At 57.3% G+C, this 12,712-nt stretch carries 14 protein-coding genes; 6 read left to right on the top strand and 8 right to left on the bottom strand.

The genetic code is table 11. The features are described 5' to 3' along the window. Positions 1-2: 2 nt before the first annotated feature. The 3 genes from MHN28_RS02085 to MHN28_RS02075 all read right to left on the bottom strand — a co-directional run bounded on the left by MHN28_RS02085 (position 3) and on the right by MHN28_RS02075 (position 3,438). A complete protein-coding gene (locus tag MHN28_RS02085) occupies positions 3-1,043 on the bottom strand; it encodes an enoyl-CoA hydratase/isomerase family protein (RefSeq protein ID WP_239335421.1) in 1,041 nt (346 codons plus the stop codon). Between the two features lie 7 nt (positions 1,044-1,050). Next, positions 1,051-2,193: an acyl-CoA dehydrogenase family protein gene (locus MHN28_RS02080; RefSeq protein ID WP_239335419.1), complete on the bottom strand. Its 1,143-nt coding sequence runs from the start codon at positions 2,191-2,193 to the stop codon at positions 1,051-1,053. Between the two features lie 129 nt (positions 2,194-2,322). Next, on the bottom strand, positions 2,323-3,438 hold the full coding sequence (locus tag MHN28_RS02075) for a carboxylate-amine ligase (RefSeq protein ID WP_239335417.1): 1,116 nt from the start codon (positions 3,436-3,438) through the stop codon (positions 2,323-2,325). A 140-nt stretch (positions 3,439-3,578) separates the two neighbouring features. Here MHN28_RS02075 and MHN28_RS02070 point away from each other — a divergent pair, with 140 nt between their 5' ends. Both MHN28_RS02070 and MHN28_RS02065 read left to right on the top strand, forming a co-directional pair. Beyond that, complete coding sequence (locus tag MHN28_RS02070; protein WP_239335415.1) at positions 3,579-4,430, top strand: class I SAM-dependent methyltransferase; 852 nt, start codon at positions 3,579-3,581, stop codon at positions 4,428-4,430. A 71-nt stretch (positions 4,431-4,501) separates the two neighbouring features. After that, positions 4,502-4,978, top strand: a complete 477-nt coding sequence (locus tag MHN28_RS02065) for a fasciclin domain-containing protein (RefSeq protein ID WP_239335696.1) — start codon at positions 4,502-4,504, stop codon at positions 4,976-4,978. A gap of 50 nt (positions 4,979-5,028) precedes the next feature. Here the strand turns inward: MHN28_RS02065 and MHN28_RS02060 are convergent, their stop codons facing one another. After that, positions 5,029-5,628: a L,D-transpeptidase gene (locus MHN28_RS02060; protein WP_239335413.1), complete on the bottom strand. Its 600-nt coding sequence runs from the start codon at positions 5,626-5,628 to the stop codon at positions 5,029-5,031. Between the two features lie 251 nt (positions 5,629-5,879). Here MHN28_RS02060 and MHN28_RS02055 point away from each other — a divergent pair, with 251 nt between their 5' ends. After that, entirely contained in the window at positions 5,880-6,665 is a 786-nt protein-coding gene (locus MHN28_RS02055) for an EF-hand domain-containing protein (protein WP_239335412.1), read from the top strand. 66 nt (positions 6,666-6,731) lie between these two features. Here MHN28_RS02055 and MHN28_RS02050 read toward each other — a convergent pair whose 3' ends face one another. Continuing rightward, positions 6,732-8,231 carry a CoA-acylating methylmalonate-semialdehyde dehydrogenase gene (locus MHN28_RS02050; RefSeq protein WP_239335411.1) on the bottom strand — a complete coding sequence of 500 codons (1,500 nt, stop codon included), beginning with the start codon at positions 8,229-8,231 and terminating at the stop codon, positions 6,732-6,734. Between the two features lie 104 nt (positions 8,232-8,335). Between MHN28_RS02050 and MHN28_RS02045 the strand changes: the two genes are divergently transcribed. The 3 genes from MHN28_RS02045 (at position 8,336) to coaD (ending at position 10,313) form a co-directional block, all read left to right on the top strand. Continuing rightward, positions 8,336-9,238: a LysR family transcriptional regulator gene (locus tag MHN28_RS02045; RefSeq protein WP_239335410.1), complete on the top strand. Its 903-nt coding sequence runs from the start codon at positions 8,336-8,338 to the stop codon at positions 9,236-9,238. 60 nt (positions 9,239-9,298) lie between these two features. After that, on the top strand, positions 9,299-9,736 hold the full coding sequence (locus MHN28_RS02040) for a CBS domain-containing protein (protein ID WP_239335409.1): 438 nt from the start codon (positions 9,299-9,301) through the stop codon (positions 9,734-9,736). A gap of 85 nt (positions 9,737-9,821) precedes the next feature. Further along, the gene (coaD, locus tag MHN28_RS02035) at positions 9,822-10,313 is read left to right on the top strand and encodes a pantetheine-phosphate adenylyltransferase (protein ID WP_239335408.1); all 492 of its coding nucleotides are present in this window, start codon (positions 9,822-9,824) and stop codon (positions 10,311-10,313) included. Here coaD and gap (MHN28_RS02030) read toward each other — a convergent pair. The 3 genes from gap (MHN28_RS02030) to gap (MHN28_RS02020) form a co-directional block, all read right to left on the bottom strand. Next, positions 10,305-11,309: a type I glyceraldehyde-3-phosphate dehydrogenase gene (gene gap / locus MHN28_RS02030; RefSeq protein ID WP_239335407.1), complete on the bottom strand. Its 1,005-nt coding sequence runs from the start codon at positions 11,307-11,309 to the stop codon at positions 10,305-10,307. The genes coaD and gap (MHN28_RS02030) overlap by 9 nt on opposite strands. 81 nt (positions 11,310-11,390) lie before the next feature. Then, the gene (locus MHN28_RS02025) at positions 11,391-11,534 is read right to left on the bottom strand and encodes a hypothetical protein (RefSeq protein ID WP_239335406.1); all 144 of its coding nucleotides are present in this window, start codon (positions 11,532-11,534) and stop codon (positions 11,391-11,393) included. A 71-nt stretch (positions 11,535-11,605) separates the two neighbouring features. Beyond that, on the bottom strand, positions 11,606-12,607 hold the full coding sequence (gene gap / locus MHN28_RS02020; RefSeq protein ID WP_239335405.1) for a type I glyceraldehyde-3-phosphate dehydrogenase: 1,002 nt from the start codon (positions 12,605-12,607) through the stop codon (positions 11,606-11,608). Positions 12,608-12,712 lie beyond the last annotated feature (105 nt).

Below are 12,712 nucleotides of genomic sequence, written 5' to 3'. Positions count from 1 at the left end.
CTCTATTCCTCCTCGAATGTCAGCGCATCCGCGCCTAGGGGCTGCAGCATTTTCGATACGTCCACTGACGGTACGGCTTGATCCTTATGGCGCCAGATTGGATTGCGATCCTTATCGATGATCTGCGCCCGGATGCCTTCCAGAAAATCGCCGTGCTCCATAGCGCGGTAAGTAAACCGGTATTCCAGTTCCAACGCCTTGCGTATCGTCAGGTTGGGTGACCGAAGACGATGCAGCATTTCTACGGTACACGCCATCGACAACGGTGAGTTGCGGACCATGAGTTTGAGGCTATCGGCGGACGCTTCATTATCCGAATGACGCAAGTTGTTCAGGATATCGCCCAACGCTTCGCCATCAAAAACCTCGTCAATTCCGGCTTGCAAGCCGGGCAGCTCACCCTCCGGCGGAGCCTCGGCATGCCTTTCAAGCACTCTGGCGTCGCCGGATGCTTCAAGCATTTCGATCAGGTCCGACCATTGCGCGATCGGGATGAAATGGTCTGCGAAACCGGCGAAGATGGCGTCGGCCGGCCCCATACGGTGGCCCGTCGTGCCCAGATACTCGCCCAAACGTCCGGGAGCCAACGCCAGCATCAGGGTACTTCCGACATCCGGCACTAATCCGATGGAGCATTCGGGAAGGGCGATTTTCGAAGTTTCCCCAACAATGCGGTGGCTGCCGTGACAACCGACACCGACGCCGCCGCCCATCGTGAAACCCTGAAGAAAGCTGACGACCGGCTTGGGGTATTCGAAGATCAACGCATTCAAACGGTATTCATCACGCCAGAACTTTCGACCGTATTCAAAATCGCCCTTGGTTCCGGTCTCATAGAGTTCGGCAATGTCGCCGCCCGCGCAAAAGGCTTTGTCACCTTCGGCATCGAATATGATCAGATCGACCGCGTCATCCTCGCGCCAATTCCGCAGGGCGGTGTCGATGGCCAGGCACATGTCACAGCTCAGGGCATTCAATGCCTTTGGTCTGGTCAATGTGATGCGACCGGCACGACCTGTGGTGCGAATATAGATGTCTGACATAAAGCCCTCAGCGCTGAGCGAGCATCTGGCGCGCGACGATGACCCGCATGATCTCGTTTGTGCCTTCCAATATCTGATGTACGCGCAGATCGCGTACAAGCTTTTCGATCCCGTAATCGGCCAGATAGCCATAGCCGCCGTGCAGTTGCAGGCACTGATCAACCACTTTCGACCCGGTCTCGGTCACGAATTTCTTGGCCATTGCACAGAACTTGGTGGCATCCGGCGCGCCCTGATCCAGTTTCCATGCGGCCTGACGCAGAAATGTTCGGGCGGCCTGCAGTTCGATCTCCATATCCGCCAGGCGGAACTGAAGGGCCTGGAACTGGTCGATGGACTGCCCAAAAGCCTTGCGTTCGGACATGTATTGCAACGTCATATTCAGCCCGATTTGCGCGGCGCCCAGTGAACAGGACGCGATGTTCAACCGCCCACCATCCAGCCCCATCATCGCGTATTTAAACCCGTCACCTTCGACGCCGACAAGGTTGTCGGATGGGATCTTGCAGTCGTCGAACTGCACTTGAGCTGTAGGCTGGCTTTTCCATCCCATCTTCTGTTCCAGCGCGCCAAAGCTGAGGCCCGGAGTGCCGTCCTCGACATAGACAGTCGAAATGCCTTTGGGTCCGTCCTGCCCGGTACGCACCATGCAGACATAGGCATCAGAGTAACCGCCGCCCGAGATAAACGCCTTGGTGCCGTTCAAGGTGTAGCCTTCATTGGTACGCTCGGCGCGGGTTTTCAGCGCTGCTGCGTCCGAACCCGAACCCGGTTCGGTGAGGCAATAGCTGAGCACCGTGTTCAGGCTCAGCACATCGGGCATGATGCGTGATTTCAGCTCGTCACTGGCAAAGCTGTCGAGCATCTTGGCGCACATGTTGTGGATGGACAGAAAGGCCGCAACCGATGGGCAGGCCATCGAAAGAGCCTCGAAAACAAGAGTGGCGTCCAGACGTGTCAGTCCCGAACCGCCGCTGTCTTCTGACACATAAAGGCCACCGAAACCCAACTCGCCAATACGAGGCCACAGGTCTTTGGGAATGGTGCCGTCGGCTTCCCACTGCCGGGCATAGGGGGCAATGTTCTCCTGCCCGAAATCGTAGGCCATGTCGAAGATTGCATTTTGTTCTTCGGTGGTTGCGAAATCCATGGCTTGCCTCCCACGCTGCCCGATGAATTGAACGAGTGTTTATTTCTCAATCCTTACAGAAATTTTGCACGACCAGCAATCACCGGCACGGCAAGGCACGGGAAAATTCGCAAACATCGTCTGCTGCGTTCAGAGGTCCTGATGGAACTCTTCGATCAGATGCTGAACGACGGCTCTTCCTGGATCATCGCCTTTTGCAGCGGCCTCGGCGTGAATCCGGCGCTGGCGGGTGGCTGAGGTCCCGTTCTGGGCGATTTGCACAAGTTTCGCCAGTTCAGGCATGGTGCCCAGTGCCTCGGCGTCTTCGGCGAGCAGTCCCATCAATTCGCCCATTAGGTCAGGCATGGGTTTGATCGAACGCTCGCCAAAGTCGATCATGCCTTCGCCAACGCCGTAACGCTGCGCGCGCCAGCGGTTTTCGCCGATCAGGAAGCGATCATATTGCCGCCATCTGAGGTTGCGATCTTTCAGACGACACAGCATACGCGTCAGCGCTTGCACCATCGCGGCCAGCGAGAGGGTATGCTCCAGCCGAGGCTGCACGTCCATGATCCGGGTTTCCAGCGTCGGAAACCGATGCGACGGTCGTAAATCCCACCAGATTTTAGTTGTGTCCTCGATCACACCCAATTCGACCAGAACGCCTGTGGTGCGTTCATATTCTGACCAGCTTGAAAAGACCGGTGGCAGCCCTGTGCGCGGCAGGTTGTCGAAAACGGTTAACCGGTACGACGACAGCCCGGTATCCTCGCCGTTCCAATACGGCGATGAGGTCGAAAGAGCCAGCAGATGCGGAAGGAAGTAAGACAACTGTGGCATCAGGTCGGCGCGCAAGGCCGAGTCGGCAACGCCCACGTGAACATGCATGCCGCAAATCAGCATGCGCCGCGCGACGCCGCCCAAAGCGTGCTGCAACGCGTCATAGCGGTCTTTGCGAGTGTGGTGTTGTTTCTTCCAATCGGCAAACGGGTGGCAGGATACGGCGATCGGAGCAAGATTGTGCTCGGCAGCACGTTTCGAGACGCAAGACCGAAGGCGCTTCAAATCCTCGCGTGCGGAACTGATAGTGACATGTGGCCGGGTGCCGACCTCGATCTGGCACTGCAGGAATTCCGGGCTGACCTGTCCTTCGAAATCAGCCTGGCAAGCTTCCATCAGGGCTGCGGGCGCTTCGGCGAGTTCAAGGCTGTCGCGATCGACCAGCAAATACTCTTCCTCGATGCCCAGCGTAAATTCCTGCTGCATTTCGGCCCTCGCAATTCTGTTCGGACCAGTGAATACGGAATTTGCCTTTTTGCCAAGTGTTTGGCCGTAGGGTTCTTGCGAAGCCCCCGCCTGCGAAGGTAAGGAACGGTCCAGATTGTGACCAAACCCCGGAGCCCGTCGTGAAACCCAGGAAATTCCCCCGGCTGAATGCCGCGCTCGACCGGTTTGGTGTGAAACTTATCGATAAAGTGATCGAAAACGACGAACGTGCCCGCCTGGAAGCTTTTGAACGGGCAGGGGGACTGACCCGTCCCGCCTACGCCCTGTCACCGGGCATGGAAGCGTTCGATATCAGTCAACTGACTGCTGAGTTCCAAGAGCATTCTGGTGCCCTCAAGGCGCTGAAGGATCCGGAGCGGAACAAGACTGGGTATCGCATCAACAACGGCTACTACGATAGCCCTGACGCCGATGCGCTGTACCTGATGATCCGCCGGTTCAAGCCCAAGCGCGTGATCGAAGTCGGTTGCGGCAACTCGACCTGCGTAACCCGTCAGGCGATCATTGATGGCGGTCTGGACACTCAGGTCACTGCGATCGACCCCTATCCCCGGGCGGATATCGCTCATGTGGTGGATCAGTTCGAACAAAAACGTCTGGAAGACGTCGACCCGGCGCTGTTCGAACAGCTTGAGGCGGGCGATGTGCTGTTTATCGACTCCAGCCACGTTGTCCGTATGAGCAACGACGTCGCACACCTGTTTTGCCGGATCATTCCCGCGCTCAAACCAGGTGTGGTCATTCATGTGCACGATGTTTTTCTACCCTATGAGTATCCCAAGCGGTTCTTCTATGATTGCCCGGGTTGGGGCGAGCAGTACATGCTGCACGCATTGCTTCAATCTGGCGCATATTCAATGCTTTGGCCCGGTTACTACCTGCAGCAGGATCGCCCGGACGCAGTAGAAGCCTTGCCGTTTTTGAAAGAAGGTCGCGCCCAGAGTATCTGGGTCCAGATCAAAGAAAACTGATCTCATAGTGATCCGGTGCGGCAAAACGCCCGTACCCCTTTCCATAACAAGCTGGAGAGGAGATGACAGCCATGTTTCGCCGCACGTTTATGGGCGCCGCCGCCGCACTTGCACTGACCCTGCCTGTAAAGGCACAGGCTGCGGATATTGTGGACACCGCAGTATCAGCCGGTTCCTTCAACACCCTTGTCGCCGCCGTTCAGGCCGCCGGTCTGGTCGATACGCTGAAAAGTGACGGACCATTCACCGTGTTCGCTCCGACGGACGAGGCTTTTGCTGCACTGCCCGAAGGTACGGTAGAAACTCTGCTGCTGCCCGAGAACAAAGACCAGTTGGTCGAAATACTGACCTACCACGTCGTACCTGCCAAGGTCATGTCGGGCGACATCGCCGGAAAGCGCGCCAAGGTTCTGACCGTTCAAGGCGATCGCCTTAGCGTGAACGCGAAGAACGGTGTCAAAGTAAACGACGCCGAAGTTATTCAGGCCGACATTGAAACCAGCAATGGCGTGATCCATGTCGTCGACGCTGTGATCTTGCCTGAGTAAGCCTGATCACCAAACAAAAAGCCCCGGTCCTTGAGGCCGGGGCTTTGTCGTCAGACCAATCTGACCTGAGTTCCGATTTGAACCAGAGGATAGAGTTCCTCGACATGTTGATTGTAAAGGCCGATGCAGCCGGAAGAACTTTGACGTCCGATTTTCCTCGTGTCATGCGTTCCGTGCACCAGATAAGCCGGCCAGCTCAGATACATTGCGCGGGTGCCCAGCGGGTTACCAGGTTCCCCGCCCTCCATTCGAACGGGCAGTAGCGGGTCACGCTCGCGCATCGAAGCAGTAGGCGTCCAGCTTGGGTTTTCAGTTTTGCGAACAATTTTGGTGTAACCGCGCTTGGTCAGTTCTTCGCTCATTGGAACCGAGCTGGGGTAAAGCTTGTATGTGCCATCCGGACCCCAGTAATGCACGGCGCGGCTGGTGATATCAGCCAACAGGCAGCCGACGCCTAACTGATCAAAGTGGTCCTGCCAGTTTTGTTGCGAGAACGAGGACACATTGCGGCGCACCGGCAGCTGCGTGCTGATTGCTTCTTCGGTTTCGGGGAACGCATCAGTGCTTTGAGCGCGCAGAAGCGTTGGTGCGGCGATTGTGGAGGCAACACCCAACAGGGCGGCGCGACGTGTAATGCGGGAACTGGACAACTAAGCCTCCTGAAAGACTGCTCGGGGTTTTCAGGCAATTTAGTGGCTGCTTACCCGCAGGGCCAGATGCACCGTTTAAATTTTCCGTGAGAGTTGCGATGCACATGCGGTTTTTTGCTTGTCCCGACGGTGGTCAGTCGGATGTCCGGACACGTTTTTCCTGTTTGCGGGACACGGCTTGGGGTATTTTCCGGGTCATGTCTGCTTCAACTGCAGAGGACAGGCCCACAGCAATTCGGAGACTGCACGATATGGCCAAGAAATCGGAAACCTTGGAAATTCGCGTATCTTATGAGTTGAAAACCAAATTGGCTGATCTGAGCGAGCAGCGCGGATCGTCGATGAGCGAACTCGTGCGCGGTGTGATCGACCGGGAACTGGCGGGGCCTTCACCTGATACTGTTGGAGAAGATGACATGCCTTTACGCTCATTAAGCCGTTTTGCCCCCAAGACATTATATGTGTTGCCGGTCCTTCTGTTGGCGGGCCTCTACTGGGGGACTGCGCAAACACCTGCACAGGCCACTCCGAACGCGCGGATCTTTTTTACCGAGCTTGATCAGGACGGAGACGGAGTGATTACTCAATCCGAACTCCACCAGTTCCTGACAGAAGAGGATGTTCTGTTTGTGCCCGAGGACTGTGATGGCACCGCGGAGCCTTGCACGGCCGAAGACATTGCAGCGGATGAGATCAGCCGGGCGGACTCCAACGCTGACGGCAAAGTTGAGTATTCCGAGTTCGAGATATTCTATCTAGCCGAGCGTGCCGTGGAATTTCTGGAATATGACGCCGACGAAAACGGCGTTGTTTCTCCGGATGAGTTCGTAGCTGTCGAGGTGCGGGATATCGTTGAGTTTCCCGATCCTGAAGTGGATGGACCTCTGTCCGCTGAGTGCCTGACGATGGTTGAAAATGAAAAGATCGACGGCATCGCCAAAGCCTGCATGCCCGCGCATGAGTTGCGGATGCTGATGGCTGAACTCGATGCGGATTTTGATGGCAAGATCACTCTGCGTGAATTCCTCCAGAACTGAAGACGCGCCGGGAAATGTGAAAGGCCGCCCGATTGGGCGGCCTTTGGTAATTCTATGAACCGGTGATTAATCCATCGCTTTGAAGTTGAATTCGCCACCTTCCTTGATGCCCGACGGCCAACGCGACGTGACTGTCTTGGTGTGGGTGTAGAACTTGAAGCTGTCCGGGCCGTGCTGGTTCAGGTCGCCGAACATGGATTTCTTCCAGCCACCAAAGGTGTGATAGGCCAGCGGAACCGGGATCGGAACGTTGATGCCGACCATGCCGATATTCACACGGCTGGCAAAGTCACGCGCGGTGTCACCATCACGGGTGAAGATCGCGGTGCCGTTACCGTACTCATGATCCATCGCCAGTTTCAGGGCTTCTTCGTACGAACCCGCACGCACGGTCGACAGAACCGGGCCAAAGATTTCCTGCTTGTAGATGTCCATCTCGGGCGTCACATGGTCGAACAGGTGAGGGCCGACAAAGAAACCGTCCTCATAGCCCTGCAAGCTGAAATCGCGGTTGTCGACAACCAGTTTCGCGCCTTGCTCCACGCCCGAGTTGATCAGGCCGAGAATACGTTCTTTGGCAGCACCGGTAACAACCGGGCCCATGTCGACATCATCGCCGGCGGTGTAGGGGCCGACCTTCAGCTTTTCGACACGCGGGATCAGCTTTTCGATCAGCGCGTCTGCGGTTTCCTCGCCAACGGGAACAGCAACCGAAATGGCCATGCAGCGTTCGCCAGCAGCGCCAAACCCGGCACCGACCAGAGCGTCAGCGGCCTGATCGAGATCTGCGTCAGGCATCACGATCATATGGTTCTTGGCGCCGCCAAAGCACTGCGCACGTTTGCCGTTCGCCGTTGCGCGGGAGTAGATGTACTGCGCGATCGGGGTTGAGCCTACGAAGCTAACGCCCTGAATGATCTCGCTGTCGAGGATGGTATCTACGGCCTCTTTGTCGCCGTTCACCACCTGGAAGACGCCCTTGGGCAGACCGGCCTCAATGAACAGTTCAGCCAGCATCAGCGGAACCGACGGATCGCGCTCGGACGGTTTCAGAACCACGGCGTTGCCGCAGGCCAGCGCCGGACCAACGTGCCACAGAGGCATCATTGCGGGGAAGTTGAACGGCATGATTGAGCCGACAACGCCCAGAGGCTGGCGCATTGAATACATGTCGATACCGGGACCCGCGCTGTCGGTGAACTCACCCTTCAGCATCTGGGGCGCGGCGATGCAGTATTCGATCACTTCCAGGCCACGCTGTAGGTCGCCTTTGGCGTCAGGGATGGTCTTGCCGTGCTCGCGGCTCAGCGCTTCGGCCAGTTTGTCCATGTCACGGTTCATCAGACCGACCATGGCCATCATGACGCGCGCGCGTTTCTGAGGGTTGGTAGCACCCCATGCTGGCTGCGCGGCTGCGGCGCTTTCGATTGCGGCGGTCGTTTCCGCAACATTTGCCATCGGGCACTTGTACTGAACCTCGCCGGTGGCGGGGTTGAAGACGTCGTCAAATCGTCCTGAGGTTCCGGCGACATTCTCGCCGTTGATGAAATGGGAAAGCTCGGTCATTGCAGATCTCCTCCGATGCGTTTGGGCGCACAATAGGCTTGCATAAATTGGTTGAACAGAGGCAATGTCTCAAAGATGTTTTGCAAAAATGCAAAGGGTGGTGTGTGACACCGAATTGGGACGATATGCGGGTCTTTCTGGCCGTTGCACGCGAGGAAAGCCTGTCCGCCGCCGGGCGACAGCTGAAAATCGATCCGGCCACCGTAGGGCGCCGGATCGCTCGGCTTGAGGCGTCATTGGACGCTCCGCTGTTCACCAAATCTCAGCAAGGCTATCTTTTGACCACGGCAGGCGAGCGGCTGATGGAACACGGGCTGAAAGCTGAAGAAGCCATGCGCGCGGCGGCCGGAGCGATGGCGGGAACCTCGAAAACCCTTAGCGGGCAGATTCGGATCGGTGCCCCGGACGGCTCGGCAAATTACCTTCTGCCACAGGTTTGCGCGAAAATCAGCGAGGCGAACCCGGACCTGGATATTCAGATCCTGGCTCTGCCGCGCGTGATCAACCTGTCACGGCGCGAGGCAGACATGGCGGTAACTGTCAGCGCGCCAACGGCCGCGAGCCTTCTGGTTCAGAAAATCTCTGACTACAAACTGCACCTCGTTGCGACGCGCGAATATCTTGCCGCTTGGCCCGAGATCCGGGCGATCGAAGACCTCAGAGGCCACCGGATGATTGGTTACATTCCGGATATGATCTTCGATCGAGAGCTGGATTATCTTGTCGATATCGGTGTTGACCGTGTCGCGCTTGCATCGAACTCGGTCTCGGTGCAGCTGCGGCAGGTTACACTGGGCACGGGGATCTGCGTGGCGCACGACTTTACCCTGCCATTCCATCCGAACCTGCAGAAAATACTGACGGATCAGGTGAGTTTGACCCGTAGTTTCCATCTGGTGCGTCACCAGGGCGATCAGCGCAATGAAAGGCTGAACCGGTTCGCGCAGGCCCTTTCGCAAGGTATTCGCGAAGAGGTTGAGCATCTTGAGGCACAAGTGTCACCTTGACAGGTTTGCGCATTCCGGCAACGCTTTGGAAAACAGGACATTATTCCGGAGGTTACGCATATGCTCGTTCAGGCCATTCTGAAATCCAAGGCCACCGGGGGTGTCGTCACTGTTTTGCCATCGGTCACAGTGTCCGAAGCTGCGAAAATCCTGTCGGAAAAGCGGATCGGTACGGTGGTCGTGTCCGAGGACGGCGGCGAAACGGCTACGGGCATCCTGTCGGAACGCGACATTGTACGGGAATTGGCGGCAAGCGGGAGCGGTTGCCTCACGCAGCCGGTCAGTGCGTATATGACCCGAAATCTTGTGACGGCCACGCAGCAGGATACTGTTCAGGATATCATGAGCCGTATGACCGAAGGGCGCTTTCGCCACATGCCCGTGGTCGAAGACAATAAACTGGTTGGGATTGTGACACTTGGTGACGTGGTGAAGGCGCAATTAACTGAACTGGCAATGGAAAAGGATGCGTTGCAGGGCATGATCATGGGGCATTGATGCTCTTGGTGCCGAACGCAGCCTCTTGCACCTGCGGCGAAGTTATGTTTGCTTGCGCAGAAATATTATTGCGCAGGAGGCCGCAATGAGGGTTGGATTATACCCCGGCACTTTTGACCCGATCACCCTGGGTCACATCGATATCATCCGGCGCGCCTCAGCTCTGGTGGATAAGCTGGTCATCGGAGTCGCCATTAACCGCGACAAAGGCCCTCTGTTTTCGTTGGAAGAGCGCGTCGCCATGATCGAGGCTGAGTGTGCCCATCTGACTGAGCAAACTGGGACCGAGATTGTCGCGCATCCCTTTGAAAACCTGCTAATCGATTGCGCCCGGGACGTGGGCGCTCAGATCATCGTCCGTGGTCTGCGGGCGGTTGCGGATTTCGAGTATGAATTCCAGATGGTTGGTATGAACCGGGCGCTGGACGATTCGATTGAGACCGTATTCCTTATGGCTGAGGCGCGGCATCAGGCGATTGCATCAAAGCTGGTCAAGGAAATCGCCCGGTTGGACGGGGACGTTTCGAAATTCGTCACGCCCCGCGTCAAGGCTGCTTTGCAAGATCGGTTAGGCTAGGGCGCCCATCGCTGCGGCCGTATCCAGCATCCGGTTCGAGAATCCCCATTCGTTGTCATACCAGGCCAGCACGCGAACCAGCGTGCCATCGGTAACTTTGGTTTCGGGCAGCGACACGGTCGAGCTGTGGGAGTCGTGATTGAAGTCGATCGAAATCAGCGGGCGCTTCTCGGCCGCCAGGACGCCGGGGATTTTGGCTGCGGCGTCAACAAACAGCGCGTTCACTTCCTCTTCGGTTGTCGGGCGAGAGACTTCGGCGACCAGGTCAACCACGGACACGTTCGGCGTAGGCACCCGAATGGCTTGGCCGGTCAATTTGCCAGCCAATTGAGGAAGAACAAGACCGACGGCCGAGGCGGCGCCAGTCGTGGTCGGTATCATCGACAGGGCGGCAGCGCGCGACAGGTAAGGGTCTTTTCCGGCCGTGTCGTGGACCGGTTGGCTGGCGGTGTAAGCATGTACGGTGGTCATGTTTCCGTGCACGATGCCAAGACCTGCGTCCAGTGCGGCGGCGACCGGGGCCAGGCAGTTGGTCGTGCACGAGGCGTTGGAGACGACGACATCTTCAGCCGTCAGTTCCTGATCGTTGACGCCGAAGACGATGGTTTTGACCGCGCCATCGCCGCGGGCAGGGGCCGAGATCAGTACTTTTTTCGATCCGTTTTCGAAATGGCGCGACGCGGCTTCGCGGGTACGGAACACGCCGGTGCATTCCAGTACGACGTCGATATCGGACCAGTCCAGCTTTTCGGGTTCCCGCTCGCTGGTCAGGCGAATTGGGCCGGCACCGACATCCAGGCCAGCATCTGACAGCGTTACAGATTTGCCGTAGCGGCCATGTACGCTGTCGAATTCAAATAGATGCGCGTTCATTTCGGGCTTGGCGAGGTCGTTGATCGCAACAATTTCGACATCCGTGCGCCCGGTTTCCATAACCGCACGCAGAATCCCGCGTCCGATCCGACCAAATCCGTTTATTGCCAGCTTGAGTGTCATGTCCTGCTCCGTCCGAAATGCGGCTGTAATAAGTTAGCGCTAACAAAGCCAGATAGACAGAAATGTCAAGCAAAACCTCTGTCAGCGCCAGAAAGCGAGCCAGTCCAAAAACGCGTAGAGCTTCTTGCCGAGGAACACGAATTGATCGGTGCCGAAAAGGGCATAGCTGACAATGATCAAGCCCAGAATCAGCAGGGCAAGCCAGATGGCGATTTGATTGGTCATAAGAGCCCCGGACGAAAACGCCCGCCCAGATAACCTGAGCGGGCGAATAGGTTCAAGATTTCAAAAGCGTCTTAGTTAAGGCGGCCCATGGCGACCGCGACGTCGGCCATACGGACCGAGAACGCCCATTCGTTGTCATACCACGCCAGCACGCGGACCATGCGGTCACCAACGACGCGGGTCTGATCCGGTGCGAAGATCGAGCTTTCTTCGGTGTGGTTGAAATCGGTCGAGACCAGCGGGGCGGGCTCATAACCCAGAACGCGCTGCATCGACCCCTGCGAGGCCTCCCGCACGATGGCGTTCACTTCTTCAGTTGTCACATCGCGCGCGGCGCGGAATGTCAGATCCACGGCCGAAACGTTCGGCGTAGGCACGCGGATGGCCGAGCCATCCAGACGGCCCTTCAGGTTGGGCAGGACCTCTCCCAGAGCTTTTGCAGCGCCGGTGGAGGTCGGGATCATCGACATGGCTGCCGCGCGTGCGCGGTACAGATCGCTGTGGCGGCGGTCCAGAGTCGGCTGATCTCCGGTATAGGCGTGGATCGTGGTCATGATGCCGTGCTCGATGCCGATACCTTCGTCGAGTACCTTGGCAAGCGGAGCAAGGCAGTTCGTGGTGCACGAGCCGTTCGAGACCATTTTGTCTTCGGCAACGAGGCTGTTGTGGTTCACGCCATAAACGATGGTCTTGTCGACGTTTTTACCGGGCGCCGACAGCAGAACTTTTTGCGCGCCGCGCTCCAGATGCGTGTTGGCTTTCAGGCCATCATTGAACTTGCCTGTGCATTCCAGAACGACGTCACAGCCGTCCCAGTCCAGTTCGTTCATGTCGTAGGTCGAGAACATCTCCATCGGGCCGCGGCCCAGATCCATGGTGTTGCCGTTGATGGCAACGTCGCGCGGAAAGCGGCCGTGGACGCTGTCGTATTTCAGCAGATGCGCCGTGGTTTCCAGCGGGCCGGTTGCGTTGACCTTGATCACTTCGATGTCGTTACGGGCGGATGCCGCGATATGCGACAACGTGCAGCGGCCAATGCGGCCAAAACCATTGATACCGACCTTGATGGTCATATGACGTCTCCAAATGCGCTTGCTTTGCAGGCCATATAGCCGCGATTTCTGAATCTCAAAAGACCAAAAGCAGCATATTTTTAAGGTGTTAGCGCAAACCTCACG

The sequence above is a fragment of the Ruegeria sp. Ofav3-42 genome (genome assembly GCF_022347725.1).
In the GTDB taxonomy this organism is placed as follows: Bacteria; Pseudomonadota; Alphaproteobacteria; order Rhodobacterales; family Rhodobacteraceae; genus Ruegeria.
The sequence above is the reverse complement of the archived record's forward strand: the minus strand, read 5'-3'. Positions and strand labels throughout refer to the sequence as shown.

Excerpts from the sequence above, each read along its gene's own strand:
- MHN28_RS02085 (WP_239335421.1), bottom strand. The coding sequence starts at position 1,043 with ATGTCAGACATCTATATTCGCACCACAGGTCGTGCCGGTCGCATCACA.
- MHN28_RS02080 (WP_239335419.1), bottom strand. The coding sequence starts at position 2,193 with ATGGATTTCGCAACCACCGAAGAACAAAATGCAATCTTCGACATGGCC.
- MHN28_RS02075 (WP_239335417.1), bottom strand. The coding sequence starts at position 3,438 with ATGCAGCAGGAATTTACGCTGGGCATCGAGGAAGAGTATTTGCTGGTC.
- MHN28_RS02065 (WP_239335696.1), top strand. The coding sequence starts at position 4,502 with ATGTTTCGCCGCACGTTTATGGGCGCCGCCGCCGCACTTGCACTGACC.
- MHN28_RS02055 (WP_239335412.1), top strand. The coding sequence starts at position 5,880 with ATGGCCAAGAAATCGGAAACCTTGGAAATTCGCGTATCTTATGAGTTG.
- MHN28_RS02050 (WP_239335411.1), bottom strand. The coding sequence starts at position 8,231 with ATGACCGAGCTTTCCCATTTCATCAACGGCGAGAATGTCGCCGGAACC.
- MHN28_RS02040 (WP_239335409.1), top strand. The coding sequence starts at position 9,299 with ATGCTCGTTCAGGCCATTCTGAAATCCAAGGCCACCGGGGGTGTCGTC.
- coaD (WP_239335408.1), top strand. The coding sequence starts at position 9,822 with ATGAGGGTTGGATTATACCCCGGCACTTTTGACCCGATCACCCTGGGT.
- gap (WP_239335407.1), bottom strand. The coding sequence starts at position 11,309 with ATGACACTCAAGCTGGCAATAAACGGATTTGGTCGGATCGGACGCGGG.
- MHN28_RS02025 (WP_239335406.1), bottom strand. The coding sequence starts at position 11,534 with ATGACCAATCAAATCGCCATCTGGCTTGCCCTGCTGATTCTGGGCTTG.
- gap (WP_239335405.1), bottom strand. The coding sequence starts at position 12,607 with ATGACCATCAAGGTCGGTATCAATGGTTTTGGCCGCATTGGCCGCTGC.